The organism is Levilactobacillus parabrevis, from assembly GCF_044051715.1.
GTDB lineage: Bacteria > Bacillota > Bacilli > Lactobacillales > Lactobacillaceae > Levilactobacillus > Levilactobacillus parabrevis.
In genome coordinates this window covers 1112079-1137448 of the sequence record NZ_CP168688.1, presented here as the reverse complement: position 1 = coordinate 1137448, position 25370 = coordinate 1112079, and the positions used below count along the sequence as shown (strand labels likewise).

Genomic DNA, 25370 nt, shown 5'->3' with positions numbered 1-25370 from the left:
CGGCAAAAAGGCGTAAAGCGAACGGCTATTCGCTTTACGCCTTCTCAAATTAGCTGGTAAGTTTAATGGACGATGTCCGGATTCATTTCGTCTGCGATCATGTCGTGGAGCTTGACCGCCACCTCGGCGCTAGGACTGATAATGAAGATGGTATCATGTCCCGCTAGTGTTCCGGCCACCTCTGGTAAATTCAAGTCGTCAAAGATCGCTGCTAAAAGGTTCCCGTTGCTCGGCAGCGTTTTCAAAATATTGACGAATTCAACCCGGGTCAAACCCGTAACGACCTCGTTGATGGTTTCTCGTAGCCGCTCTTCCTCGCTACGATTACCTGCCTTAAAAATTGTGTAGCGCAAGTGGCCATGACCATCCTGGGCCTTAACAATCTGCATTTCCCGAATATCCCGCGAGATGGTGGCCTGCGTAGCTTGAATGCCAACCTCCTCGAGGTGTTCCATTAACTCTTCCTGCGTACCGATCGGATATTGATTGATCAGCTGCTCGATACGTGATTGACGCATACTTTTCTTCATTGCGACCACCCTTCCCGCATAAAATTGCATTAAGTATAACAAAGGATGCGGAATTTAGCCACACGTCTCTGCATATTTATAAAGCAAGTGTACCAAATATTCGTTTTCAACGCAAAAAGAAGCTTCCTCAGGAACGGGAAACTTCTTAACGAACTGCACTGGTTAAAAATTACCGCTTGCGGCTGCCAGGGATTACACCTGCTGTGGGGACCGCCTGCAGCCTGAAAACCTGGCTTCCGGCTCGGTTTGAAACCTCGCCAAGTTCATGCGAGTTTCCAAACGCGTCCCGCGGTGTAAGACCGGGGAGAAACAATCGCCCGGCCTAACACCACTGTCACGGCCGGTTCCATCCCCGGCCTCCTCCAGCTACATAATCCTTTACCCACAGCATTAGTTAATCACATAGTCATCAATCTTAGCATGCGACATCACGATTGTAAGCTCTAGTAGCCACCCACATTTTTCCTCTAGCTATCTTGACGCGTTGCAGCTAAATCAATCTCACGGACGTTAACTTCCTGTGGCATGTCATAGATAAACTTCACCGTCTGCGCCACGTACTTCGGGTCTAACGTTAAACCACCCATAGTATGCTTCCAGGCTTCGTAGTCCTTCAAGGCACTGGCGTCCGTCACGTGCGTCAGTAATTCCGTCTCACCGGCACCCGGTGCAACCAGGGAAATTCGCACGTTATCGTTGGCCACTTCCTGGCGAATCGTCTCCGACAGGCCGTGAACACCAAACTTGCTGGCAACGTAGGCGGCATGGTTGGCAAACGCCTTAAATCCGGCGATTGACGACATGTTGATGATGGTTCCATGTTGGCGTTCGATCATGCCTGGTAACACGATTTGCGTACCATTCAAGACGCCCATTACATTGGTATCTAGCATCGTTTGCCATTCCTTAGGATCTTGACGGGTGACGTTTCCCAATAACATGACACCAGCGTTGTTGATCAACAGGTCCGTGGGCCCATACTGTGCTTCAGCTTGACGAATCGCGGCGGCCAAAGCTGCTTGATCAGTCACGTCAACGGCATCCACCAGAACGTTATCAAAGTTCAGGGGCAACGCCTTGATTTTCTCTACACGCCGACCCAACAGTAACATGGGGTAGCCTGCAGCATTGAATAATTTTGCATCTTCCGCGCCAAATCCTGAACTGGCACCGGTAATGACAACTAATGGTTTTGTTTTTAACATCAGATAAATCCTCCTATTTTTTCCGAAATAACTTGAATAATCGTAGTATATAATCTAGAGTTAACTCTAAGTCAACACCAATTCGAAAAATAAAGGAGATTTTTTGATGAGTTACTCAATCGGGGAAGTCGCGGATAAGCTCGCCATCAGCCCCTACACCCTTCGCTATTACGATAAGGAGGGCCTGCTGCCCTTCGTCGACCGCAATGCTGCCGGGCGCCGGCGCTTCAAGGATAACGACTTTAATTTTCTAGAAGTCATCGTCTGTCTCAAGGAAGCCGGTGTGCCCGTCAAGCAAATCGGGGACTTCATCGACCTCTGTATGACCGGGGATTCCACGTTGCAGGCGCGCTACGATTTCTTAGACGACCACGAGGCTAAGCTGGAAGCCAAGATGGCTCGGCTCCAACACACCCTAGATTTCCTGCGGTGGAAGAAGTGGTACTACAAGACAGCGCTCCAGGCCGGCACAGAAAGCATCCACTATCTGCCAGGTACCAACCAAGTAGACCCAGCCGTTCACGCCGAGTTCAACCAACTCGTTGCCAACGGTGCCAGTCCCGAGAAACTGGGAACATTGGATTAGCTTTCAAGTGACCACACCACAAAAAGACGACCACCAACTCAGCCTATGCCCAGTTGATGATCGTCTTTTCTAAACTTTTAAATTTATTATGAGCCTACATTTCGTCCGGTGCTTGAACACCCAACAGGCGTAAGGATTCCTTCAGAACCGTGGAAACGGCCTTGACCAGTGCTAAACGTGCTGGTAATTCGGCGTCTTCCGTCAGGATCTTGGAGTGTGCGTAGTACTTGTTGAAAGTCTTCGCTAAGCGAATGGCGTACTTGGCAATGACGGATGGTTCCAGTTCCTTGCAAGCCATCTTGACCATTGCTGGGAAGTCAGCCAACGTCTTGATGGTATCCCAAGCCTCTGGGTCCGTGATTTGGTTGCCAGCTGCCTGAACGTCAACGTTAGATGCCTTACGCAAGATACTTTCGGCACGAGCATGGGAGTACTGGACGTATGGACCAGTTTCTCCTTCGAACTTCAATTGGTCAGCCAATACGAAGTCAATGTTATTCGTCCGTTCGTTCTTCAAATCACCGAAGACAATGGCCCCAACACCAACTTGCTTGGCAACTTCTTGCTTGTTTGCCAATTCTGGATTCTTTTCGTTGATCTGTTCACCAGCCAGCTTAACGGATTCTTCCAGAACCTTGGCCAACAGGATGATCCGGCCAGAACGGGTCGATAACTTCTTCCCATCAACAGTGATCAGACCAAATGGCACGTGTTGCAGATTGTCGGCGGATTTAACGCCCATTTCCTTCAGAACGGCCTTCAATTGCTTGAAGTAGTAAGTCTGTTCGGAACCAACCACGTACAGGTTCTTAGCTGGATCGTAAGTCCGGTCACGGTACAATGCCGTGGCGATATCACGGGTGATGTACAGGGATGCCCCGTCACTCTTCAAAATTAAGGCTGGGTTCAAGTCGTATTTGCTCAAATCAACCACTTGGGCGCCTTGTGACTCAACCAGTAAGTGCTTGTCCTTTAAGATCTGGACAACTTCTTCCAGCTTGTCGTTGTAGAAGGCTTCACCGTTGTAGGTATCGAACTTCACGCCCAATTCGTCATAAACATCGTTGAATTCTTGGAGGGAAGCTTCACGGAACCACTTCCACAGACGGTGGGCTTCTTCGTCACCATCTTCCAACTTCTTGAACCATTCCCGCGCAACGTCGTCCAGTTCAGGCTTGTTGACGTCTTCCTTGTGGAAACGCACGTAATATTCAACCAACTTGTTGATAGGATCAGCCTTCACATCTGCTTCATTCCCCCACAGCTTGTAGGCGGTGATCAGCTTCCCAAATTGGGTCCCCCAGTCACCCAGGTGATTATCTTTGATTGGGTGGTAACCGTTCTTAGTCAAGATTTCAGCAATCGAATTTCCGATAACCGTTGAACGCAGATGACCCATGGACATTGGCTTGGCAATGTTAGGTGAAGACATGTCGATTGGCACGTTACCACCATTACCGTCTTCGTTCTTCCCATAGCTGGCACCGGCCGTCAAAACCGTGTCCAGGGTAGCTTCACTGTAAGCACCCTTGTCAAAGAAGAAGTTCAGGTAAGGACCCACGACCTCGACCTTTTCAAAATCAGTCGTATCCAGCTTGTCAGCTAAGTCCTGCGCAATCTGTTGAGGTGCGCGGTGTAAAACTTTAGCCAGCGTAAACGTTGGGAACGCCATGTCCCCCTTGTCAGACGTCTTTGGCCGTTCTAGCTTGGCGCTGATCTCGTCAGCGGTCAATTGGCCGTCGAGGGCTTGGGCTAAGGCTGCAGTAACTGTTTGTTTGTAATCCATGCTAATTTTCCTCCCTATAATTCACTTCATCAATGACGTTGTGCTCTTAGTTTACATCATTTCACCGGCGGGATAAAAAAACGTCCCCTACAAAAATATTTGTAAGAGACGAGATTTCCCGCGGTACCACTCTGATTGACTTAAAAGTCCACTTAAATGATCAATTAAATTGACTCAGCCGCTCCGTTCCGATGGTGAAATTACCCGGCTCACAGCCTCCCGGATTCGCTGAAAATTATAACCACCGTACTAATTCGTCTGAGGTGCTTTCGAATAATAAGAAAGACGACCCTAAAGGCCGCCCCATTCGAAAGCGGGTGACGGGAATCGGACCCGCGACACAAGCTTGGGAAGCTTGAATTTTACCACTAAACTACACCCGCACAACACAGAAAAGTATAGCATACCATCTGTGAGTTGTCATTATCTTTTTGCAAATAAATTCAAAAAATTGTTAAAAACTAGTTTTCGTCATCTTTGTTGCCCGTAATCTTGGCAGCTGACTTACGTACTACGGCACGGTTATTCATGTCCCCGACCGCCGTTTTATCAGCTGGATCGTAGTCGCGGATCTCAACTAAAACTGAATTATCATACACTTTGGTCACTTCACCCGTGAAATTGTGTTCCAGGGGACCAAACTTCTTTGCCGCAACGTAATCGCCAATCTTAATCTCTGTTGTATCAGTCGTTTCATCAGCCATTGTTCGTCGCTCCTTTCGTATGCAAATAATAATTATAGCCAACTTCTGGCGTGACCGCAAGCAAATGCGTCTGCCATTTCTGCCACAGAATTGTAAGAACTTTGAAACAAACAGTTAATTCCGAACTTTTATTGTAAATATCATGTAAAACACGTAAGAATCCGACAGTTAGCGACACCATCCGCCCTTTTCCCACTATACATGTCGAAACTCCGAACTTCGCCGATAGATCACCCCATAAGCTATTCAATATTCAACCTTTGAAAAATACGTTATAATCGAGTCGTTGCGTTACATCTTTTTTTAAGATAAGAGATACTCAGTAGGAGGAGAAGTTATTATGAAGAAATGGCAACGCTGGACGATTCGGGGAATCGCCCTCACGGCGGGATGTCTGGGATTATTCTGGTCATCCACGACCGCTAGTGCCAATGCAATCAATACCTACATTGGTAATCAAGATTACAGCACCCCCAAGATCAAAAAGGCCTACCAATCGGTCTTGCCTCAAAATAAGTACCGGCACAACAAGCCTGAAGGGGTCGTCGTCCACGAAACGGCCAACCCTAATTCTAATATTTTTGGTGAAATCAGCTACATGACCAGTCACTATAACAACGCCTTCGTGCACACCTTCGTTGATGCCAGTAACATCATCAACATCGCCAACACGAAGTACCTGTGCTGGGGAGCTGGCCCGGTAGCCAACCAGCGTTACGTGCAATTCGAACAAGTCGAGGTTCACTCAAAGTCAGCCTTCGCCTCCGAATTAAACAACGCGGCCTACTACACGGCTTACATTCTTAAACAGTATGGATTAACACCAAAGCGGTACACGACAGTTCTTTCCCACCACGATGTCTCTAATCAACTGGGTGGGACGAACCATACCGATCCCGATGGTTACTGGTCCACTAACGCTCGGAAGTACTTCGGCACAACCTACACCATGACTGACTTTGTTAGCCTGGTTAAGTCACAGTACGCAAGTCTCGGTGGCACCACGGATAACACGACCACTGACGAGACTCCCGACGAATCCACACAGCATACGGTAGCTAAGCCTAAGACCGTGAAGTACTACCACGGCGGGAACAACGAAACGGCTACGTTGGCCAACAACTACACCAACTGGACCGTCTACAATCACGTTAAGGGCACGAATGGCGCCCGGAAGATTGGCTGGTCCAACCTGAGTTCCGACTATCGCGGGGCCAAGGTCTACGTCGATAGCCGTGGCGTCAAAAAGGGCGGCTGGAGTGGTACTTGGTACCGGATTCGTTTCAGCAAGAACTCCGGTTACAAGTACTGGGTCTACAACAAGGTGCTGAACTTCCCTAAAGTCAGCTACAGTGACGCTAATGGGACGCCAACCCTGAAGACCACCAAGAACTATGCGTTATACAATCACGTCCTGAACTCGGACTACTTGTCCAAGACGACGGCCCACACGCAAGACTTCAAGGCGGGAACCACTGCCAAGATCAATAAAAAGGGCTATAAATCCAGCGATGGGTCAACTTGGTACCGTGTTGCCGTTGCTGGTAACACTTACTGGGCCAAGTCCACGAGCCTGAACTTAAACTAACAAATAGACATTAAGGGGCGCAACACCATAGGGGTTGCGCCCCTTTTGACTAAAGGAGTGACCTTACATGGGTAAAATTCAATTCTACGGTGCTATTTCGCTCGACGGTTACCTGGCGACCACGGATGATAACATTGACTGGCTGACCAGACTGCCGAACATCCCCGCTGACGTGGGCGCTGACACGCTCGCCGCCATGTCGAGCGCCATCCTGGGCCGGGTCACCTACGAGGCGGTTCAAGCCATGGCGCCAGGAAGTCCACTGAATCCTCACAATCCCGCTATGGTCAGCTACGTGCTGTCTCATCAGGCTAGACCATCCCAGCCCGGCTACACCTTTACGTCAACGGACGTGGTCACTCTGGCCACTCAGCTGGCTCAGCAGTCGGGTAACGTCTGGATTGTCGGTGGCAGCGGCGTCCTCACCCCACTTCTAGCCGCTAACCTCGTCGACGACCTGTATATTCAGATTGCGCCCATTCTGTTGGGTACTGGCAAACGCCTATTCGGCGAGCTCACACAGCCCCAGAATTATCAGCTAGTGACCACCCACCAATATGGTCCATTGGCCGAAGTCGTTTATCACCGGGTAAATTAGTTCACTTTCGCCCCTCCAATATGGTACTCTGGATGTAAATAGTGCTTAAGGGAGCGGTTACGATGTGGTTAGCCTTACATTTTTGGACCTGGATCATCCTGACGATTCTGGTGATCTTCGGTCTAACACGTCACTCGGAAAAACGCGTGACGCAATTCTTACTACTGGCGAGACTGGCCTACCTGGTCATGATCATTAGCGGCGTTGTCCTGAGTATTCGGACGTTCGGTCACGCCCCCCTGCTAATCAGTCTCAAGTTTGTCTTGGGGATTGCCACCATCGCGCTGATTGAAGTCAGTTTTGGCCGCAAAATGGAACGTGACACCCCCCACCTGATCTACTGGGTACTGGGCGTTGTAGGTCTGATCACGGTTGGTCTGGGCCTAACTTTAGCCTTCCGATAATAGTTGCCTGTAAGCAAAACGGACCCGCTCATCATGAGCAGGTCCGTTTTTATCTGTAGAAATTTATGCTTCGCGCATCTTCAAAGCCAGTTCCAGCGTCCGGTCAACCAAAATAGATTGGCTGTCGGCCGTTGGAAAAGTCGTCTCGGACTCGATAGCTTCGATTTGCAGGACGGACGTTAACCCCTCTACTACTCACCTCATCCTTAATCTCCAAATATCATCTAAAAAACAATCGGTAAGATAACCTTCCAACCCAGGACGCCAACTAATAGAATCACTATCAGAACAATCCAAAATAAGTGAAAAAGTAATCTGAATACCAGCAATCCCATCCGCAACAAAAATAAGGGTAATTCTAACAAAAACAGCATTTTCTCTGTCCCCCCATCAATCAATTCTAATCAATCGAATATCCTTCTGCCCCCGATGACCTTTTTGGGGAATCATTTTATAATTAATCGTATCCATTTTCATGGCGTACCGTCCCTTAAGACTGCCACTCCTGATGCTTAACAGCTGATTATAATCATCAACTGAGTAGCGATAATGATAACTAGAATGGGCACCAGTGATTTCCATCGTTGATTTAGAAAACTTAGCAATTCCAACAGAACCCTGCTTCGTGTTTACATGCTAACTGAATCGTTGCAAAATTTGCTGAGTCGTTAAATGATGTGGCATTCGGGCTATCTTGACGGTCTCAACACCTAAAAACACAACAATTAGAATGGCGATTTACCCTTTCACCTTATGCTTACTCATCTGCTAATATCTCCCTATAACTCTTTATGTTGTATCAGAACTGTTGAACCGACGATTGTCAGGACTAATACCCCAAAACTAACACCGATATACGGCCAAAGTGCCCCAATCTTTAAAGTTCCCAAGGTTATTTGCTGGGCAACCCCCGTAAAGTTTAGGTACTTAAGCCACTGCCAACTCGTGAAATTTGATAAGAGCACAATCAAAATTGGCCATAAAGCCATAAAAATAGTCGCTGCTACCACCGAATTCATCAGAACTAGCACAATGACGCCAATACTGAAAATGACACTAATAAAAAATCCCATTGTTACGGTCATTAGTCCTAGTGTTCGTGCTAGAGTCATCAGCGAAGTACCACCGTCGCGGCCAGCCAGACGACTGGTTAAAATAACCACGCCGTAAAAGGCCAGCGTCAAAAGAAGAATGTCTAACAACATGGTGACAAATTTCCCCAAAATAAAACCCAGTCTCGAAATACCTGAAATCAACGTGTTTTTATACGTCTTCTTCGAAAACTCCTGTCCAATAACCATCACGAATAAGGCAATGTCGATGTATAACAGCATGGTTGCGGATAACGTGGCACTTCTCAAGCCCGTCATGACTGTCCACTGACTACTTGCAAACTTTTGCATTGTACCAGCATTAATCATGATGCCGCCTGTACTCTCATAGGCGGTAATCAAGACGCTAAGTAAAACCGTCAATGTTAAGATGACATAACTTCCCCAAGTATGTAGCTGCCGATAGCTGTCAGCCTTGATTTGGTTAAACATGACGCTGATCCTCCCTTGCAATCAGACTCGTATAATATTCTTCCAATGAGCCTTCTCGTTGTACAATTTGGGTCACGGAGACGCCTCCTTGAACCAAAAGTTGGTTTATCTTTGCAGCTGATAATGAACTATGCCGAACAATAAGTCGGTGTTCATCCAAGATTTCAAAGTCACCGGCCATAGCATGATCTAACACTTGTCCGGCAGCCGCGACCTGGTCAGCCTCAATCTCCAATCCAGCCTGATTAGCAGTATCTAGCTCAGACTTGGTGAGCTGTTTAATCAGTCGCCCATGATGCAGAATACCAAAACGGGTTGACACTTGGTAGAGTTCAGATAGGATGTGACTTGAAATCAAAATTGTTGTGTGTCGTTCCTCATTAAGCTGCTTAATCAACTTACGAAACTCTATGATGCCACTGGGATCAAGTCCGTTGATTGGTTCATCCAGGATTAAAAAGTCAGGCCGTGGTAACGTCGCCAACGCTAATCCTAGTCGTTGCCGCTGACCCAACGATAGATGGCTCGCCTTGGTAGACTGTTTGGACGTTAGCCCAACGAAGTCTAATGTTTCTGCCAACAGGTTTGGCTCCGAAATGCCATGCTGAATAGCACATAACTTCAAATTTTGTTTAACCGTTAATCCCGGAAAAGCTGTTGGATTTTCAATGATAGCCCCTGTTCTGCGCAGCGCTTGCCGATAATGACCTGGTTGCTCACCTAGTAAGACTATCCTTCCTTGTCTCAAAAAGGATAATCCTGTAATCAAACGCATGAGGGTTGTTTTCCCAGCGCCATTCTCCCCAAGCAGACCATAAATATCACCATTTCTTACGGTCAGACTAACATCATCAAGTGCTTGAAAATTACCGAAGCGCTTGCTGACATTAGTAATTGTTAAGACATCTTCACTCATGGTTATCGTCATTTCCTCTCCTATTCGCCCTTACCATCACTAATCTTAGTGACTATTTCTTAACTTCTGCTATAAGTAAACCTTAATTTAACCTAAATTGTGACAGCCCGCCTCTTCATATATAATTAAACATATATGAAGCTAAGGAGCCATTCAAAATTAATGTTAAAAATTTTACTAATCGAAGATCATACTGATATTCAACAACTTTTAAGGGCTGTATTAAGTCCTCAATACCAAGTTTTAACCGCCCTAGACGGTATTAAGGGACTGCAGGTCTTTAGCGAGCAGCACCCAGATCTCATTATTCTAGATTTAATGTTGCCTAATATTACGGGCGAAAGTGTGCTCAAAACCATCCGTAAGACCTCAAATGTTCCCGTCCTGGTTTTGACAGCTATTCAGTCAAAAACTAAAACAGTAGCTTTACTAACAGCCGGTGCTAATGACTATCTCACAAAACCTTTCGACATTGATGAACTCCTGGCTCGCGTTCAAGTCCAGCTACGTTCAACAGCCTCCACTAGTCCCGTAGAAAATACGACTTTGGCCTTTAATGATATTCGGCTCAATCTAACGACTCATCAAATCACAGTCAGCGATCATGCCCTAACGCTCCCCAAAAAAGAATTTCAAATTCTCCAGTTATTACTTAAAGATCCGCATCAGGTCTTTGCCAAGGCCCAACTCTACGAAACTGTATGGGGTGAACCCTACCAGGGCGCCGAAAACACGCTTAACGTTCACCTCAGCAATCTGCGGATTAAACTCAACGCGCTGACTGGTCACTCAAAATATATTGTCTCCGTTTGGGGTATCGGTGTCCGACTCGTCTAGTGAAGGAGTAGTTCATGACAACTTTAATCATCATCGTCCTATGTATTTTTGTTTTTATTTTGAGTAGTGTTCTCGGACTCATCTTAGTTGATCTGCAACACATCACGACAGACCTTGTCTACATCAATACCCATACGACTAACGCGGGTGTCACCAGTAATCTCCATTTTGGCCTCATTCAACATCTGACGGTCACAATGAATCAAACCCTTCAGAAGACCCGGCACCTCCAACAAACAGAATATCAGCGCGAGCATCACCTGGAACAAATGCTCCTTAATCTGACACACGACATTAAAACACCGCTAACAGTGGCTACGGGTTACGTTCAGCTAATTCAACGACAGCCAACGACCGCGACCACCACTAACTTACAGCGGGTTCTGAACAATCTGGCTTCCGTCAACTACTACCTACGATATCTGATGGACTTCAATTTGGTGCGCACCAAGGCGAATCATTTAAATCTGGAATCAATCAACGTTTCTCACTTTCTGGAACAAGAATTATTTGGCCTCTTTGATGAGCTAACCGCTAAACACATCACCGTGACTCCCCAGATTGCACCTAATATCACACTCACGACCGACCAACTGCTACTCCAAAGAATCATCCAAAACTTGGTTGGCAACTGGCTCAAATATGCAAAAAATTCAGCTATTGTTAGTCTAAGGTTCCTGGACGAGCAACATATTTGCCTAGAATTTCAGAACGAAACAACTGTAACTGCCACGCAAAAAGAAGTGACGACCAAGCAATTCTATACCACCGATGACCACTCAACCCAGAGTCTCGGCCTTGGGCTAAACATTGTCCAGTCGCTAGTGACCACCCTTGGGGGAAAGCTCATGTTACAAACGGACAGCCAATCCTTCACTGTACGGTTAACCTTCAGAACGACGCCCCCAATAGACTAATTTCCACAGCAAAAGACGGCAACCACTACTGGTTACCGTCTTTTTAGGTTCTTTTACTATCAAACTTATTTATTACGCATCTTCAAAGCCAGTTCCAGCGTCCGGTCGACCAAAATAGATTGGCTGTCGGCCGTTGGGAAGGTTGTCTCGGGTTCCCGTTCCTGAGCGAGTGAAAGCTCCGTGCAACCCAAGATAACCACGTCGGCGTGCTGTTCCGTCATCATTTCGCGAATGATGCGATGGAATAGGTCGGCGTTGACTTCGTTGTTTTCTTTAATGTAATGATAGATCAGCGTCATCGTCTCATCTTCGATGGCATCCGTTGGCAGAACGGGCGTTAACCCAGCTGCCTTCACCTCATCCTCGTAGACCTTATCGGCAATGGTTCCTCGCGTCCCGGTAATCCCGATACGTTTGGCATCCGGATACCTGCGCTTGATTTCTTTAACCGTCTCGCGTGGCATGTGCAGAATGGGAATGTCGGTAGCCGCTTGCAGATTGTCATAGAAATAATGCGCCGTGTTACAAGGCAACGTGAAGAATGCCGGATTCAGCTGACTCTGCTGCTGAATATCTTCTAACAAGCTCGGTAGCGGATTGGGCTGACTGTGATCCAAAATGTAGTCCGTCCGGTCCGGCACCGTGGCGTGGTTGACCAAAATATAATTCAAATACTCCTGATCGGCGTGAGCCGGCGTCCGTAAGTTCAATTGATGTAAATAACTTTCGGTGGCCATGGTGCCCATGCCGCCAATAATCGTAAAGAATTTTTGCATGGCAATTACCCCTTGTTTTCTGCGAAGTACTTCTTAAAGTTGACCGTATAGTTGTGTTGCATCCACTGGATTAAGGCCCAACGCTTCAGGTTCATATCTTGATCATAACGATACGTGGTGCCATACTTGCCCGCTGCAATCAGCTTGAGGGCGCGTTCCTTGTCGGCATTTTCACGCGTGTACTGCTTGAAGACCTTGACGGGAACGCCAAGCCACAGGGCGTGCTGACTTTCATCCTTGTTTCCGTAAACGGTTGGTGCATCAACCAGTTCACCCTTAACATAGTCCTTAACGACCCAGTCTGCAAGGTTATAGCCGTTCAACGTCACGAAGAAACTGCTCCGCCCCTGCCGCAAGTTGATTTCAAACAACTTGAAGCTGTGGTCACGGACGTCATACTTCATGTCAAAGTTGGCATAACCGGTAAAGTCGATGGCTTCCAGGAAGGTCTGGATGTTTTTGTAAATCGTTTCGTTATATTCCGGAATGATGGCCACGTAGTTACCGATGGCCGATGGTGCGGGATCTTCCAACAAGGGATGGCCCAAGCACATCATCTTCACGTGATGGTGCTGATCCACGTAAGCGTTCAGCACCCGCATGTTGCTATCATCCCCGGGCACGAAGTCCTGCAAGATCAGATCGGACGTGTAGCCATTGGCATAAGCCTTGGCCACGATGTCCTTGAACTCGGCTTCACTCTGAATCCGGAAAGCCTTCTTCCGACCCTCAAAGTGCACGTCCAGCCATTCCACGCTGTTAGCTGGCTTCAAGGCAACTGGGTAATCGAAAGGCTGCTCGATATCGCCACTAGTTGCTTCATCCTTGGTGATGATCCGCGTTGCCGGGTAAGGCAAGTCGTACTGATCACACACCTTGTAGAAGTTTTCCTTGTTGTTTAGGTGCCGCAATTTATCGTAATCAATGTATGGGCAGATAAAAACATCTTCCAATTCGGCCTTGTGCTTACTGATCAGTTGGGCATAACCATCCCCACAGCCAATTAAAATAACGGGTTCAGGATGATTGGCATACCGTTCCTTGAGTTTCCGCATGGTTTCAATCCACACAGGGTCCTCATCGAAGCCGGGGATCAATTCCAAATTAACCACTTTGGTGTAGCGGGTCGGGGCCAACTGAATGCTGGCGAAGGCCTGAACGGGTTCATGGTACAGGTCGTAAAATGACCGGGCCATCCCGTAAACGTTGAAGTCACTCCCCAACAAGATTGGGGTGAATTTTACGCCATTGTTTTCCATAACTATTTAAAAGTCCCTTCACAACTACTTTTATCTGACTAAACGCAAGCAAGGTTGTTAGCGGACGAGTCCAATAGCAACCTTGAGCGTTATGTACGCGCCGTGTAAATGCACGGCGCCATCGTAAATTATTAAACTTGCGTCCGGTGGACCAGATCAATCGTCTTAGCCGTCGTGTCTTCTGGGAAGTAAACTTCATACCAGAGAATGAACGTGTAGATAGTAAAGATCTTTTGCATGCTGGACTTACCGTTAATGTGTTCACGTAAGATATCCATCAAGGCTTCGGTATCAAAGAACTTGTGGGCCACGTCAGAATTGAAGGCTTCAATGATTCGTGACTTGTAAGGTTCCGTCTTGATCCAAGTAGCGATTGGGGATGGGAAGCCCATCTTTTCCTTCTTCGCTACCCGTTCTGGCAATTCGGCCTCGGCAGCGGTCCGCAGAGAAACCTTGGTCTCATCCGTGTGGATCCGCGTCTTCACTGGCATGGTTGCGGCGAATTTCGCCACTTCCTTATCAACCAATGGGGTCCGCACTTCCAGAGAGTTCGCCATACTCATCCGATCAGCCTTATGTAAGATATCATAAGGTAACCAGGTGTTGATGTCGAAGTATTGCATTTGCGTCATTTCATCTAAGCCCTTAACGTCATCAAACAAGTGCTTAGTGTAAGCACCAGCATCTTGGTTGAGCTTCGGATTCTTCAAAATCTTGTTTCGGTCATGGTAGTCAAAGACGTAGTTGACCCGGTAGTAGCGTTCGCTCAATGGCTGGGCACCACGCACCAGGAACCGCCGCCCATGGAAGCGAGGAAACTTTTCGGCGATGCCACCTAGCATCTTCCGAATCCCCTTTGGCACCCACTTCTGGTAGCGTTCGAATGGAATTGCTTCGAGGTACGTGTTGTAGCCCCCGAAGAATTCATCGGCCCCTTCACCAGACAGGGCAACCTTCACGGATTCACGCGTCCCCTTAGACAGGTAGTACAACTGCATCGCTGAAGGGTTAGACAATGGTTCATCCATGTAGTACATGATAGTTGGCAGGATATCGAAGTAATCCTCCCCCGTCATGTAGAGTGGCGTGTTCTTCTGCTTGATTTCCTTGGCAAACTCAGTGGACCAGCTCAGTTCGCTGTACTTAGAGTTCTTGAACCCTAAGGAGAAGGATTGAATTGGCTTGAGCTTAGAAGCTTCGTTCAGCACGTAGGAAGAGTCGATCCCACTGGATAAGAAGCTCCCAACCTCAACATCGGCGATCATATGGGCCTTTACGGATTCGTCAACGATACCGCGAATCTTCTTGGCATCCTCTTCAACCGTTTGGCTGTTGTCGATGTGATCGTAGTTGAACTTGAAGTAACGGTGCGTTTCCGTTTCGCCGTTTGCGTGGTGAATGAAGTATTGTCCAGGCAAAACCTTGTAGACGTTCTTGAACATGGTGTCCCGTGATGGGATAAATTCAAAGCTCAAGTGGATTGGCAATAAGGTTTCGTTGAATTCCTTCTTGAAGTTTGGATGTTCGAGAAACGCTTTGATTTCAGAGGCCCACAGGAACGTCTTACCATCGTCATAGTAGTACATTGGCTTGATACCGAAATGATCCCGGGCACCAAAGACTTCGTTCTTCGTCTTGTCGTAAATGGCAAAGGCGTACATTCCCCGAAGCCGGTCCAATAACTTAGGACCCCAAGCATCGTAACCGTGGATCAAAACTTCAGAGTCCACGTCCGTTTGGAATTCGTAGCCGAGCTTTTGCAAGTCAGCTCGAATTTCTTTATAGTTATAAATTTCACCATTAAAAGTTAAGACCTTCGTCTGGTCCCGGTTATACATGGGTTGCTTACCGTGAGCCAAGTCAATGATCGACAAGCGACGGAAACCCATGACAGCTTGGTCATCACTGAAGTAAGCCTCGTCATCTGGCCCCCGGTGCTTGATGCGGTCTGCCATATCATTAATCGTGGTAGCCGGAACATCCTTTTGGTTCACGTAGCCAACGAATCCACACATGTGCGTATCCCCTTTTTCCTGTTTATTATTAAGTCTAATTTGGTCGTTCATTAAGATTTAAATGAAACACAACACCCATCATTTTAGCAAATTTATTTCGGGAATACCATATTATTAAGGATTCTTAAACGGTTCGCTGAAAATGGCCTATGATGGGGCTAATTCACTGAGTTTAATGGAATCGGTTACTTTGACCTGCCGCCGGCCAATCGTCTCAATAATCCCGGACGTTGCCAGCTGTCTTAGCTTGCGGCTCAACGATTCCGGCGTCATCCCCAGATAAGCGGCCAGATCCTGTTTGCTCATCGGTAAGTCAACTGTGCCCGTCGTATGGCCGGTGAGTTCCTGTAAATATCCTGCCAAACGAGGTAACGCATCTGGAATCGCCAACAATGTTGCTTGACGTTCAGCAGACTTCAGCCGGTCGGCCAAAGCACCCAGTAAGGCCATCGACAGTGGCGGCAACTTCTTGATCAGTGCCGTCAGCGAGGCCCGCGAAATGGTACACAGCTCGGTTGTTTTGGTTGCTTCAGCGTAGGACGCATGGATTTCGTCCGTGAACAACGCAATTTCACCAACGAAGTCTCCCGGATTCAGGACCCGTAAAACCTGTTCTCGGCCATCCTCGGCCAAATGATACAAGCGAACCTGTCCCTGATTAACAATGTACAGCGTTTGTGAGACCTCGCCCGTGCTAAAGACGGCACCGCCCTTTTCGGCATGAATCGGGCGAGTCACCTGTGCCACCGAGGTCATCTGTTCAGCAGACAACCGCTGAAAAATCGGCACCTGTGAAACACACTCTAATTCTCGTTCAATCGAATGTTCATGCGTATGGACATTTTCCATCACGACATCTCCTTTAAAATCTTGCTTTCCGGCCACATATGAAGTGACTATTCTTGCCATCCTGACGCCTAATCAGTCGCCACTCTCAAAATTCGGCAGCTATCCAGAGTCTATTCTAGCAAACAATTGGATAGAAACGGTGGTCAACGGCTTATTCGGTCAAAATATGCTATAGTAAATCTTATATTTACGCACTTTTTGAAGGAGGAACCCCCATGACTCGTCAAACCCACCAGGCCTGCACCTCATTTCTTGCTGGCAAGCTAGCCACCATCGACGGTAGCCCCTTGATTGCCCGCAACGAGGACAACGGTGTCGCCATCTGGCCGAAACAAGCGGTCGTGCACCCAGCGACCAACAATCCGAATACGACTTTTATTTCTAAGAACAATCACTTCACCACCACCCTTCCAGTTCATGCAGCCCACTACACCGCCGTTCCCGACAGTGATCCGAGTGAGGGTGACTACGCTGAGAGCGGCATTAACAGTCACAACGTCGCCATGAGCGCCACGGAATCCGCTTACGCTAACAGCCGCGTGCTGGGCGTAGATCCACTCGTCGACGACGGCATTGCTGAAGACGCGATGGTCACGGTCGTTCTCCCTTACGTGGACTCAGCCCAAGCTGGTGTCAAACGACTAGGCCAATTGGTTGAAACCAACGGCGCTGCCGAGGCCAACGGCGTTCTCTTTAGCGACAGCGATGAGGTCTGGTACATGGAAGTCGTCAGTGGTCATCACTGGGTTGCCCAGCGCATCCCCGACGACATGTACGCCGTGGTCGCCAATCAATTGGCCATTCAGGATATCGACTTCGACCGTCCCGGTGACTTTCTGACTTCGACCGGCATCCGGCACTTCGTTCAGCGCAACCATCTTAACCCAGACGGTAATCGGTTCAACTCCCGCCACATCTTCGGCACCCAGACCGTTTTCGACGCTCACTACAATACGCCACGAGTCTGGTACGGACACAAGCTTTTCACGCCGAGTGCCTTTGAAAATCCGACCGACCAGGAACTCCCCTTCATTCGTCATGCGGAACGCAAAATCAGCGTGCCGGACGTTGCGGAGTTACTAGGTTCGCACTACCAGGAAACGCCCTATGATCCATTGGGCGATGGCACCGAAACCGAACGCCACCTCTACCGTGCCATTGGCCTTTCACGCACGGAAAATTCCCACATCCTGCAGATCAGACGTCACGTGATTCCTCAGTTAGCCGGTCTTATCTGGCAATGTTTTGGCAACCCCGCCTTCAATCCATACGTCCCCTTCTACGCCAACGGCGACCAGCTCGGCACGGCGTACGCGGCCGCCAATCAGCAGTTCTCGCCACAGAATCCCTATTGGGCTGGCAAACTGCTAGAGGATCTGAGTGAAGCGCACTACCACGAGAATCGCCAGCTCATTGCGGACTTCCTGAAGCACACCCAATCATTGGGGATTCAGCGTGTGACCGCTGGCGATGCGCTGACAGCGAACGATGACGCCAACTTAGGCCATTTCAACGTGGCTACCGCACAACTTTTTGCGACAGAAATTGAAAATCAAGCCGGCAAATTGCTCTGTGCCAACGCTGAACAGTCACAGCTGTCATTTACTATGGACCAGAATTTGTGAATTGATACCGTTTTCAGGACAAGTGCGGTATAATGAAATTAGCAGCTAGCCCTGAAAGGAATGATTATAATGGATGAAGTTGTACTCTTTAATCCTGGCGATTCAATTGGTAACTTTCACGATTATCACGAAGCCGTCCAATCGGCGCAGATCTATCAAGAACGGCACACCGATGCCGGTCACGTTTTGGTAGTGAAGAGCGAAAAAGGTGAGCCTTCCTTTGATATCTTCCTAGCAGAATCACAACTGGGAAATGGCCAGACCGGCCACGCGGCCAGCGAGCGTTACCAAATTTCCAAGAAACTTTAATCTAGATGAAACGAGCGTCGACGAAGATTGGTTCGTCGGCGCCCTTTTTTGTCTTAAATCTTAAGCGAATAGGTCTAACTGGGCCTTCAAATACCGCCCCGTCACACTCGCCGGGTTCTCACTGACCGCGGCCGGTGTCCCAGTTGCGACCAGTTGTCCCCCAGCAATCCCGCCACCGGGGCCCATATCGATCACATAGTCCGCATTGGCAATCAGATCCAAGTCATGCTCGATGGCAATCACCGTGGCCCCCTGCTGCAGAAGCTGATCGAAGACCTTGACCAACTGCTGTATATCCAGGGGATGCAACCCGACCGTGGGTTCATCAAAGATAAACAACGTGCCATTCTGCCGCTTACCGATGCGAGAAACCAGCTTCAGACGTTGCGCCTCCCCACCGGAGAGCGCCGGTGTACTTTCACCGAGTAACAGATAACCCAATCCCATGTCGTGAAGCGTCTGCAAGGTCTGTTCGATACCCGCTTCTTCGGCGAAAACGGGTAGGGCTTCATCAACGGACAAGGCCAAAACATCGGCGATACTGTACCCTTGCCATTTCACGGCCAACGTTTCTTGGTTGTAGCGCTGACCGTGACACTGCGGGCAAACTTCCGTAATATCCGGCAGATACTGAACATCTAGAGAAATCTGACCGGTTCCATTACACGTGGGACAAGCCCCAGCCTTAACGTTATACGAGAAGCGGCTATTGGTATAGCCACGTTCCTGCGCCGCTGGTGTTGCTGCGAACAGCTTCCGTAAGCGATTCAAGATATCCGTATAGGTTGCTACCGTTGAGCGCACATTCTTTCCCACGGGAACCGAGTCAACCTTGATCACGTGACGAATGCCCGCGCGGTCCAGTTGGGTGACATGCTTAGGTAATGGCCGATGGGCCACCTCGGCTTCAATCGCTGGAATCAGGCTATCAAGAATCATCGTCGTCTTGCCAGCACCACTCATCCCCGTGACCGTCGTTAGCCGATTCTTCGGAAACTTCACCGCCACGTCATCGATGTTAAACCGGTGCTGCACTTCCAGACTGAGCTGTCCTTTTTGCCAGAGCGCTTGATCACTCAGCATCGGCCGCTCACGCAGTTGCGTCGTCCCGTTCAAGAATGGTGCAATCAGTGAATGTGAACTCCGCGCCACCTCGGCGACCGTCCCCTGATCGACCACTGTGCCACCATTTTTTCCGGCACCAGGACCGATTTCAATCACGTAATCCGCCGCACCAATAATCCGGGTGTCGTGATCCACGACCACCACAGAATTGCCCTGTGCGACCAATCCTCTAAAGGCCTTGATTAGTCCGGTCACGTTAGCCGGATGTAAGCCCACTGAGGGTTCATCTAGCACGTACAGGACGCCGGTCGTTGCGCTCCGCAGGGTCCGGCCCAACTGGATTCGTTGGAGCTCACCCGTGGACAGCGTCGCACCGGGACGACTCAGCGTCAGGTAATCTAAGCCCAAGTCGACCATCGGCTGCAGGCTACGCACGAGTTCATCGACGAGGTCCGTTCCCAGCTTATGCATTTTAGCGGGAAGCCAGTCAACGATGGTGCCGGCAAACTCACGTAGCTGTTTAACTGGCAAATCACTGACCTCCGCCAGATTCTTACCATTCAGCAATTGTTTTAACAACTTCGGATTCAGCCGCGTACCGTGGCAAGTTGGGCAGGTGTCAAACGTGTAAAATTTATTAAGCTTCGCAATTGTTCGTTCATTCTTGGTCGTGGCTAAGCTATCCTCAACCGCCGCAAAGGCATTCTCGTAGACCGCATTGTCCATATGGAAGATCTTGCCCTTACTACTAGGAATGTTAATCGCCACGTTCTGCTTAGGACCGTGTAAGACACGCTGCTTATCGGCCGCACTCAGATCCTTGTACGGTACGTCAATAGGAATACCGATAGCGTTGGCGACGATTGGCATAAAATTACGTCCAGGCAAATGCCAGGATGCCACCGCTCCCTCTTCAATCGTCTGGTCTTCATTGGCAATCAACAGCGACGAATCCAATTGCCGCACCTCGCCTAAACCACCACAGGTCGGGCAAGCACCGTCGGAGTTAAACGCGAAGTCTTCAGCTCCGGGCGCACGAAAAGTCACACCACAGGTTGGGCAGGTCACGTAGCCATCATTTTCGGCCACTGCTAACGTTGGTGGCACCTGATGCCCATTCGGACAGACGGGTGACCCCAGCCGTGAAAAGACCAGCCGCAAGATATTGAGACTTTCCGACATTGTCCCCACGGTCGAGCGCACACCAGGAACCTGTGGCCGCTGACGGAGTGCCAACGCGGAAGGCAGATACTCAACGGATTCAACCGCCGCCTTGCCCATCTGATTGATGCGCCGCCGCGTAAACGTTGAAAGAGCATTGAGGTAGCGCCGGGCTCCCTCAGCGTAGAGCACCCCCATGGCCAAGGACGACTTGCCGGAACCACTGCGGCCAGTAATTGCCACAAACTTATTCAACGGAATATCAACGTCCAAATTCTTGAGATTGTTGACCTTTGCACCACGAACTTTGATCTTAGTCGGTAACTGATTTGCCATAAAAACGAGGGACCCCTTTCGAAATTAGTCAATGTTTTCATTCTACCCTACTTACCCTGGAAATTCAGGGTTACGGCTTAACTATCGTTTTAACCTCGAAGTAGTCGTCAGTTCGGGTAACTGCCCGCGATAATCGTCGTGCCAGCGAACTGTTTCGCACATTGGCGAGCGTCTCGTGTATAATACAGTGATAGGGCTTTCAAAATTTACTTATGGAGGCAATCCCGTGAAAAAAAGAAGCGGTATTTCAATTAGTGTTATCGTCTTTCTAATTCTGGATGTCGTTCTTGGCATCATCTTCTATACACTAGGATACGCCATCACGTGGTCAACGGTGATCGCACTGGTCTTGGCTATCATCTACTGGTTATTTCCACATATTGGGCGCTCAGTTGGGCTTAACCGGCCGCAAGTTACGCAAGCCCAACAGCCGGTCGGGACGCCTTACACCGATTACTACCAGATTACTTGTGTTCTCGATCAGGAGACTTGTCCGGACTGTGGCGCTCAGGATGGCCGCGTCTACCGGACGGACGAAGCCAGACCGGGCATCAACTACCCGCCCTTTCACAAGGGCTGTCGCTGCATCGCCACGCCCTGTACGGGTGATCTCCCCACGACTACGAATCGACAGTACCTTGATCCAAAGACCGGCGAATTAGGAATGGGCCCCTACCTGACGTACAGCAACTGGCGGAAGGCCATGATCAAGGAATATGGCAAAGATGTTTTTCAAAAATGATTTTCCAAGCAGAAATCGAACCTAACCGGCCAATTCGCGGCAAATCCGTGAAAATAAAATCTTCAAAAGCAATTGTCCCCCTCCCAGCAAATCGGTATACTGGAAATGCTAGGAGGCGCTAAATATGGTCCGATGGATTCCATTTATTGGTGTCAGCCTACTGTGGGCCACACTGAGCCTCAGAGACTGGCATCAACGACGTTACCGCCGAATTTGGTGGTGGCTGGGTTGCTGGGGACTAAACGCCCTGACGTGGACGCCAGTCGCCATTACGCTGGGGAGTAGCGTTGGCCAAATTCAAACTTTTTGGATTGCTGGCGGCACTTGGGTCATTTGGCCCCTACAACCGGCCAGTATCGACCTGTCATTTTGGCTGAACATTGTCATGACTATTCCACAAGGTGTTATCTGGCAATACAACCATAGTCAGCATCGGTGGCGCCAATGGCTACTCGCCGGTCTCGCCACTGGTTTGACGCTTGAGAGTGGCCAGGCCATCTTTAATTGGCTGGTCGGTCTGGGGCGTTGGGTTGACATCAATGACGTCCTGACCAACTGCACAGGCGTCATCATTGGTGCGGCCTGCATGCTGCTCCTGCAACGCCATTACCAGGTTTTAAAATGAGGAGGAATTACAGATGTTCATGACAACTGGGGGCCTAAACCGGTCCCACCAGATCCAAGGCATCCTGACCGCGACAACACACACCATGTTACGGTCAGAAAAGCCGGATCAATTCGAACTCTTCGATGGCCTATTCGATGAGGCCAAACAAGCGTTGATGAAGAAAGCACAAGAGATGGGTGCGGACGGTCTGATTGAAGTTCGCTTCAATACCGAGATCGCCCAGATGAATGTTGCCCCGAAATTTCTGGTGGTTCACGGCTATGGGACGGCCGTTAAATTCCCTAAATAAAAAAATTTTAAATTAAGGGTTCACATTTATACACGGATAGTGTAATATATTACTTGTTGTTGAGTTGCCCCGATGGCGGAACTGGCAGACGCGCAGCGTTCAGGTCGCTGTTTGAGAGATCAAGTACAGGTTCGAATCCTGCTCGGGGCATCACGAATAACCTGATATAGGAGCTTTGTTAGATTAACGTCTAGCAAGGCTCCTATTTTTTTATCCCCAGTATTCAATTCAGTATCAACGTTGGTGCTTCCCCACCGCGCACCAAGCCACATTCCTCTCACTAGACTTTCATTATCACATCTATAAAATTTAACTTTTTATTTTTAAATCTTCTGGTATACTTAAACGGTCTTGTCAACCAGCTAATCAGTTGACAACTTTAATCATATTTTCACAAGGATTCCTGTTGAACTAGGACTACCCCAGTCACCAATAGTGTTTTAGTTTTTAAGTTATCGTAAGTTACTGGGTTCAACCACACATACCCTTTACGAACTAACTACTCCCCTAAATTTTAAATGTGTAATAAAACTAATTTTGTCAACAATCGTTTTATTTACCTATAGATATGCTATATAATTATTGTGATGTTACATTTTCGCCGAATTGTCTCGCCTTTTGGTTATTCACGCGACCAGATAGGCCCATGGCGGGCAAGCTGAGGTATTTTACTTGCCAGCGGCAATTTAATTGTATACAATACACTGGAAAGTAAACGAAAGGAGGCCAATACGATGACAGACGTTAACCCCGTATTGTTGGATGAACAGTTATGTTTTTCAATCTATTCGGCCAGCAAGAAATTTAATCATTTTTACCAGAGTGCTTTAGCGCCCTTTGGCTTAACCTATCCCCAATACATTGCAATGCTTGTTCTGTGGGAAAAGGCGCCTCTGACGGTTCACCAGCTTGGCGAACGCTTGGAATTAGACAGTGGTACGTTGACACCGCTGCTGAAGCGACTTGAAAAGCAAGGTTGGGTCACCCGGGTTCGGAGCCAAACCGACGAACGCCAAGTCCTGATTCACTTGACTGAAATGGCCACGACTAAGCGTGATGAAGTCTACTCACGAATTGGTCAATGTCAAACGCTACTTGGGATGTCGTCAGAAGAAATTGATTCAATGATGACTGAACTGGTGACCGTCAAGCAACAGCTTGATACGGTCAGCAACGAGCGGCTCATTACAAAAGAAGTCGACACCGTCGAATAAAGAAGACCAACGCCCCCATTTGTGAGTGCGTTGGCCTTTTTGTTGTTTCTATTGGTTAAAAGCTGTTGCTTCCGGTGGGCGACTGCCCCCTCTGGAGCAAGCAATCACCGATTCTGATTCACCCAACTATCCTAGCGCAGCGTCGCAATCATCACGGCGACGGCAATCAAATTATTAAAGCCGTGCAAAATGATCGTTGTCTGGAGCTTATCCGTCTTCCGGTAAATGTAGGCGAACGTGCCCCCCATCAACGCGTAAATCAGCCAACTGATAATGTTGTCACTCTGGTGAACCAGCGAGAAGATGACACCACTGGTGATAACCGGTAGCCAAAACATCTTGGCTGGGAAGCATCCCCCGACCAGAATTCCTCGGAAGGTCAGCTCCTCCAGAAAGGGTGAGGCCAACACAGCCGTTAGACTGAGCATCACCAGCGTCAAGGAGCTGTGACCCATGATATCCGCGATCAGGGCGTTGTTCTTCGTACTGGTTTCACCGAAGAAGACGTTATTGACCACGTTTAAAACAATCTCTGCAGCAATAATGAACACGTAGCCCTTGACCATCAACTGCCAGTCCTGACGCGTCAATCGCTGCCAGTGCACCGGATGCACCCGCTGGAAGATCCAAGCACCCAGCGCGATTGCCACGGCAAACCCGACCAGATAGCCAGCTGCCCACAGTCCGCGATGGAGTGTCGTGCCGTGCGCCATAAAGTTCAGTGGAATCTGAACCACCGACGTCACGACGATCATAATCAGGACCCATCCAAAATTCCAATAGCTAACTGGTTGCTGCTTAATTTGCACGTTATCATTCCCTCTATCACTTTGTTTTTTTGCCGAACAAACCCGTAACCCATCTAGGTTACCACCGTTTCTCGGGTCACCCTTAAAACCGCAGAAATTTTGCCAAATATTTATTTTTTAATGGCATTTTTTCTTGTTCTGCGTTACTATAGGGTTGCGGGTAAGTTTGGACTAACCTTCAACTTACGCGTGAGGCTTCTGTCCTCATTCAACAGACAGATTTCATTTTACTCCCCCAAAGTAGATGAAATTTTTACAACATAATCCCCCAATTATGTTGTAACCTTACTCTTTGGCCATTGCGACTTATCGTAATGGCTTTTTTTGTGTCTATTTTTAAGCGTTTCGTCTTCCGGAAAATTCCCTATTCATCGTCATCCTCAAAAGGTCGATGCGGCCACAGCGTCCAATATAAGAAGAAATTGACGCTTGTTGCCAGCAACAAGCCACCAAAACCGACCGCAACCTTTACCCAACCAACGAGGGCCCACGCCAGCAAGCCCCAGAGGGTGCCGCCAATAATGAGGCCAGTTGCCAGGACAATTAGGATCATCGTTAACACTTTCAACAGCGTTAGCTCCCTTCACAATTCAATACCAAAAGCTTACCACGTTTCTGCCAATTTATCGAAGCCTATTTTACCGATGCTCGGTCATTCAATTGGTCGAACCAATGGGT

General features: G+C 48.6%; 25 protein-coding genes and 2 tRNA genes. 13 read left to right on the top strand and 14 right to left on the bottom strand.

Annotated features, from left to right (window positions below; translation table 11 throughout):
- Positions 1 to 62: 62 nt before the first annotated feature.
- Positions 63 to 530 carry an arginine repressor gene (locus ACEPSU_RS05465; protein ID WP_020089242.1) on the bottom strand — a complete coding sequence of 156 codons (468 nt, stop codon included), beginning with the start codon at positions 528 to 530 and terminating at the stop codon, positions 63 to 65.
- A gap of 467 nt (positions 531 to 997) precedes the next feature.
- The gene (locus tag ACEPSU_RS05460) at positions 998 to 1735 is read right to left on the bottom strand and encodes an SDR family oxidoreductase (protein WP_395323031.1); all 738 of its coding nucleotides are present in this window, start codon (positions 1733 to 1735) and stop codon (positions 998 to 1000) included.
- Between the two features lie 106 nt (positions 1736 to 1841).
- Between ACEPSU_RS05460 and ACEPSU_RS05455 the strand changes: the two genes are divergently transcribed.
- Positions 1842 to 2321 carry a MerR family transcriptional regulator gene (locus tag ACEPSU_RS05455; protein WP_395323030.1) on the top strand — a complete coding sequence of 160 codons (480 nt, stop codon included), beginning with the start codon at positions 1842 to 1844 and terminating at the stop codon, positions 2319 to 2321.
- Between the two features lie 94 nt (positions 2322 to 2415).
- Here ACEPSU_RS05455 and argS read toward each other — a convergent pair whose 3' ends face one another.
- The 3 genes from argS to ACEPSU_RS05440 form a co-directional block, all read right to left on the bottom strand.
- A complete protein-coding gene (argS, locus tag ACEPSU_RS05450; RefSeq protein WP_395361624.1) occupies positions 2416 to 4107 on the bottom strand; it encodes an arginine--tRNA ligase in 1692 nt (563 codons plus the stop codon).
- A 312-nt stretch (positions 4108 to 4419) separates the two neighbouring features.
- A tRNA-Gly gene (locus ACEPSU_RS05445) sits at positions 4420 to 4490 on the bottom strand.
- Positions 4491 to 4568: 78 nt separating this feature from the next.
- Positions 4569 to 4811 (bottom strand): DUF2187 domain-containing protein, encoded by a 243-nt coding sequence (locus ACEPSU_RS05440; protein WP_260338352.1) that lies wholly within the window; start codon positions 4809 to 4811, stop codon positions 4569 to 4571.
- 340 nt (positions 4812 to 5151) lie between these two features.
- Between ACEPSU_RS05440 and ACEPSU_RS05435 the strand changes: the two genes are divergently transcribed.
- The 3 genes from ACEPSU_RS05435 to ACEPSU_RS05425 all read left to right on the top strand — a co-directional run bounded on the left by ACEPSU_RS05435 (position 5152) and on the right by ACEPSU_RS05425 (position 7401).
- On the top strand, positions 5152 to 6399 hold the full coding sequence (locus ACEPSU_RS05435) for an N-acetylmuramoyl-L-alanine amidase family protein (RefSeq protein ID WP_395323029.1): 1248 nt from the start codon (positions 5152 to 5154) through the stop codon (positions 6397 to 6399).
- A 67-nt stretch (positions 6400 to 6466) separates the two neighbouring features.
- Complete coding sequence (locus ACEPSU_RS05430) at positions 6467 to 6997, top strand: dihydrofolate reductase family protein (protein WP_395323028.1); 531 nt, start codon at positions 6467 to 6469, stop codon at positions 6995 to 6997.
- Between the two features lie 62 nt (positions 6998 to 7059).
- Complete coding sequence (locus ACEPSU_RS05425) at positions 7060 to 7401, top strand: DUF1516 family protein (RefSeq protein WP_020089235.1); 342 nt, start codon at positions 7060 to 7062, stop codon at positions 7399 to 7401.
- A gap of 779 nt (positions 7402 to 8180) precedes the next feature.
- Here ACEPSU_RS05425 and ACEPSU_RS05420 read toward each other — a convergent pair.
- Both ACEPSU_RS05420 and ACEPSU_RS05415 read right to left on the bottom strand, forming a co-directional pair.
- Positions 8181 to 8945, bottom strand: coding sequence for an ABC transporter permease (locus tag ACEPSU_RS05420; protein ID WP_395323027.1), 765 nt, complete (start codon positions 8943 to 8945; stop codon positions 8181 to 8183).
- A complete protein-coding gene (locus tag ACEPSU_RS05415; RefSeq protein ID WP_395323026.1) occupies positions 8938 to 9861 on the bottom strand; it encodes an ABC transporter ATP-binding protein in 924 nt (307 codons plus the stop codon). Before ACEPSU_RS05415 ends, ACEPSU_RS05420 begins: the two co-directional genes overlap by 8 nt.
- Positions 9862 to 10023: 162 nt before the next feature.
- Between ACEPSU_RS05415 and ACEPSU_RS05410 the strand changes: the two genes are divergently transcribed.
- Positions 10024 to 10698, top strand: a complete 675-nt coding sequence (locus ACEPSU_RS05410; protein WP_395323025.1) for a response regulator transcription factor — start codon at positions 10024 to 10026, stop codon at positions 10696 to 10698.
- A gap of 14 nt (positions 10699 to 10712) precedes the next feature.
- Entirely contained in the window at positions 10713 to 11615 is a 903-nt protein-coding gene (locus ACEPSU_RS05405) for a sensor histidine kinase (RefSeq protein WP_395323024.1), read from the top strand.
- 65 nt (positions 11616 to 11680) lie between these two features.
- On the opposite strand, the gene ACEPSU_RS05400 is transcribed toward ACEPSU_RS05405, so the two are convergent.
- The 4 genes from ACEPSU_RS05400 to ACEPSU_RS05385 all read right to left on the bottom strand — a co-directional run bounded on the left by ACEPSU_RS05400 (position 11681) and on the right by ACEPSU_RS05385 (position 16514).
- Positions 11681 to 12391: an aspartate/glutamate racemase family protein gene (locus tag ACEPSU_RS05400; RefSeq protein ID WP_395323023.1), complete on the bottom strand. Its 711-nt coding sequence runs from the start codon at positions 12389 to 12391 to the stop codon at positions 11681 to 11683.
- 5 nt (positions 12392 to 12396) lie between these two features.
- Positions 12397 to 13650: a carboxylate--amine ligase gene (locus ACEPSU_RS05395; protein ID WP_020089233.1), complete on the bottom strand. Its 1254-nt coding sequence runs from the start codon at positions 13648 to 13650 to the stop codon at positions 12397 to 12399.
- Positions 13651 to 13781: 131 nt separating this feature from the next.
- On the bottom strand, positions 13782 to 15665 hold the full coding sequence (gene asnB, locus ACEPSU_RS05390) for an asparagine synthase (glutamine-hydrolyzing) (protein WP_260339992.1): 1884 nt from the start codon (positions 15663 to 15665) through the stop codon (positions 13782 to 13784).
- A gap of 147 nt (positions 15666 to 15812) precedes the next feature.
- A complete protein-coding gene (locus ACEPSU_RS05385; RefSeq protein WP_395323592.1) occupies positions 15813 to 16514 on the bottom strand; it encodes a Crp/Fnr family transcriptional regulator in 702 nt (233 codons plus the stop codon).
- Between the two features lie 215 nt (positions 16515 to 16729).
- On the opposite strand from ACEPSU_RS05385, the gene ACEPSU_RS05380 reads away from it, so the two are divergent.
- Positions 16730 to 18139 carry a C69 family dipeptidase gene (locus ACEPSU_RS05380; RefSeq protein WP_395323021.1) on the top strand — a complete coding sequence of 470 codons (1410 nt, stop codon included), beginning with the start codon at positions 16730 to 16732 and terminating at the stop codon, positions 18137 to 18139.
- 69 nt (positions 18140 to 18208) lie between these two features.
- The gene (locus ACEPSU_RS05375) at positions 18209 to 18448 is read left to right on the top strand and encodes a hypothetical protein (protein ID WP_020089229.1); all 240 of its coding nucleotides are present in this window, start codon (positions 18209 to 18211) and stop codon (positions 18446 to 18448) included.
- Positions 18449 to 18508: 60 nt separating this feature from the next.
- Here the strand turns inward: ACEPSU_RS05375 and ACEPSU_RS05370 are convergent, their stop codons facing one another.
- Complete coding sequence (locus ACEPSU_RS05370; protein WP_395323020.1) at positions 18509 to 21010, bottom strand: ATP-binding cassette domain-containing protein; 2502 nt, start codon at positions 21008 to 21010, stop codon at positions 18509 to 18511.
- A 226-nt stretch (positions 21011 to 21236) separates the two neighbouring features.
- Here ACEPSU_RS05370 and ACEPSU_RS05365 point away from each other — a divergent pair, with 226 nt between their 5' ends.
- The 5 genes from ACEPSU_RS05365 (at position 21237) to ACEPSU_RS05345 (ending at position 23883) form a co-directional block, all read left to right on the top strand.
- Positions 21237 to 21752 carry a minor capsid protein gene (locus ACEPSU_RS05365; protein WP_395323019.1) on the top strand — a complete coding sequence of 172 codons (516 nt, stop codon included), beginning with the start codon at positions 21237 to 21239 and terminating at the stop codon, positions 21750 to 21752.
- 124 nt (positions 21753 to 21876) lie between these two features.
- Positions 21877 to 22377: a VanZ family protein gene (locus ACEPSU_RS05360; protein ID WP_395323018.1), complete on the top strand. Its 501-nt coding sequence runs from the start codon at positions 21877 to 21879 to the stop codon at positions 22375 to 22377.
- A gap of 13 nt (positions 22378 to 22390) precedes the next feature.
- On the top strand, positions 22391 to 22669 hold the full coding sequence (locus tag ACEPSU_RS05355; RefSeq protein WP_020089225.1) for a heavy metal-binding domain-containing protein: 279 nt from the start codon (positions 22391 to 22393) through the stop codon (positions 22667 to 22669).
- A 66-nt stretch (positions 22670 to 22735) separates the two neighbouring features.
- A tRNA-Leu gene (locus tag ACEPSU_RS05350) sits at positions 22736 to 22819 on the top strand.
- A 584-nt stretch (positions 22820 to 23403) separates the two neighbouring features.
- Complete coding sequence (locus ACEPSU_RS05345; RefSeq protein ID WP_020089224.1) at positions 23404 to 23883, top strand: MarR family winged helix-turn-helix transcriptional regulator; 480 nt, start codon at positions 23404 to 23406, stop codon at positions 23881 to 23883.
- A 131-nt stretch (positions 23884 to 24014) separates the two neighbouring features.
- Here ACEPSU_RS05345 and ACEPSU_RS05340 read toward each other — a convergent pair whose 3' ends face one another.
- Complete coding sequence (locus tag ACEPSU_RS05340; RefSeq protein WP_260339986.1) at positions 24015 to 24692, bottom strand: CPBP family intramembrane glutamic endopeptidase; 678 nt, start codon at positions 24690 to 24692, stop codon at positions 24015 to 24017.
- A gap of 364 nt (positions 24693 to 25056) precedes the next feature.
- Positions 25057 to 25254, bottom strand: a complete 198-nt coding sequence (locus ACEPSU_RS05335; protein WP_395323143.1) for a hypothetical protein — start codon at positions 25252 to 25254, stop codon at positions 25057 to 25059.
- Positions 25255 to 25370 lie beyond the last annotated feature (116 nt).

Bases quoted from the DNA above. Each gene is read 5' to 3' on its own strand.
- ACEPSU_RS05465 (WP_020089242.1), bottom strand. From the start codon at position 530: ATGAAGAAAAGTATGCGTCAATCACGTATCGAGCAGCTGATCAATCAA.
- ACEPSU_RS05460 (WP_395323031.1), bottom strand. From the start codon at position 1,735: ATGTTAAAAACAAAACCATTAGTTGTCATTACCGGTGCCAGTTCAGGA.
- ACEPSU_RS05455 (WP_395323030.1), top strand. From the start codon at position 1,842: ATGAGTTACTCAATCGGGGAAGTCGCGGATAAGCTCGCCATCAGCCCC.
- argS (WP_395361624.1), bottom strand. From the start codon at position 4,107: ATGGATTACAAACAAACAGTTACTGCAGCCTTAGCCCAAGCCCTCGAC.
- ACEPSU_RS05440 (WP_260338352.1), bottom strand. From the start codon at position 4,811: ATGGCTGATGAAACGACTGATACAACAGAGATTAAGATTGGCGATTAC.
- ACEPSU_RS05435 (WP_395323029.1), top strand. From the start codon at position 5,152: ATGAAGAAATGGCAACGCTGGACGATTCGGGGAATCGCCCTCACGGCG.
- ACEPSU_RS05430 (WP_395323028.1), top strand. From the start codon at position 6,467: ATGGGTAAAATTCAATTCTACGGTGCTATTTCGCTCGACGGTTACCTG.
- ACEPSU_RS05425 (WP_020089235.1), top strand. From the start codon at position 7,060: ATGTGGTTAGCCTTACATTTTTGGACCTGGATCATCCTGACGATTCTG.
- ACEPSU_RS05420 (WP_395323027.1), bottom strand. From the start codon at position 8,945: ATGTTTAACCAAATCAAGGCTGACAGCTATCGGCAGCTACATACTTGG.
- ACEPSU_RS05415 (WP_395323026.1), bottom strand. From the start codon at position 9,861: ATGAGTGAAGATGTCTTAACAATTACTAATGTCAGCAAGCGCTTCGGT.
- ACEPSU_RS05410 (WP_395323025.1), top strand. From the start codon at position 10,024: ATGTTAAAAATTTTACTAATCGAAGATCATACTGATATTCAACAACTT.
- ACEPSU_RS05405 (WP_395323024.1), top strand. From the start codon at position 10,713: ATGACAACTTTAATCATCATCGTCCTATGTATTTTTGTTTTTATTTTG.
- ACEPSU_RS05400 (WP_395323023.1), bottom strand. From the start codon at position 12,391: ATGCAAAAATTCTTTACGATTATTGGCGGCATGGGCACCATGGCCACC.
- ACEPSU_RS05395 (WP_020089233.1), bottom strand. From the start codon at position 13,650: ATGGAAAACAATGGCGTAAAATTCACCCCAATCTTGTTGGGGAGTGAC.
- asnB (WP_260339992.1), bottom strand. From the start codon at position 15,665: ATGTGTGGATTCGTTGGCTACGTGAACCAAAAGGATGTTCCGGCTACC.
- ACEPSU_RS05385 (WP_395323592.1), bottom strand. From the start codon at position 16,514: ATGGAAAATGTCCATACGCATGAACATTCGATTGAACGAGAATTAGAG.
- ACEPSU_RS05380 (WP_395323021.1), top strand. From the start codon at position 16,730: ATGACTCGTCAAACCCACCAGGCCTGCACCTCATTTCTTGCTGGCAAG.
- ACEPSU_RS05375 (WP_020089229.1), top strand. From the start codon at position 18,209: ATGGATGAAGTTGTACTCTTTAATCCTGGCGATTCAATTGGTAACTTT.
- ACEPSU_RS05370 (WP_395323020.1), bottom strand. From the start codon at position 21,010: ATGGCAAATCAGTTACCGACTAAGATCAAAGTTCGTGGTGCAAAGGTC.
- ACEPSU_RS05360 (WP_395323018.1), top strand. From the start codon at position 21,877: ATGGTCCGATGGATTCCATTTATTGGTGTCAGCCTACTGTGGGCCACA.
- ACEPSU_RS05355 (WP_020089225.1), top strand. From the start codon at position 22,391: ATGTTCATGACAACTGGGGGCCTAAACCGGTCCCACCAGATCCAAGGC.
- ACEPSU_RS05345 (WP_020089224.1), top strand. From the start codon at position 23,404: ATGACAGACGTTAACCCCGTATTGTTGGATGAACAGTTATGTTTTTCA.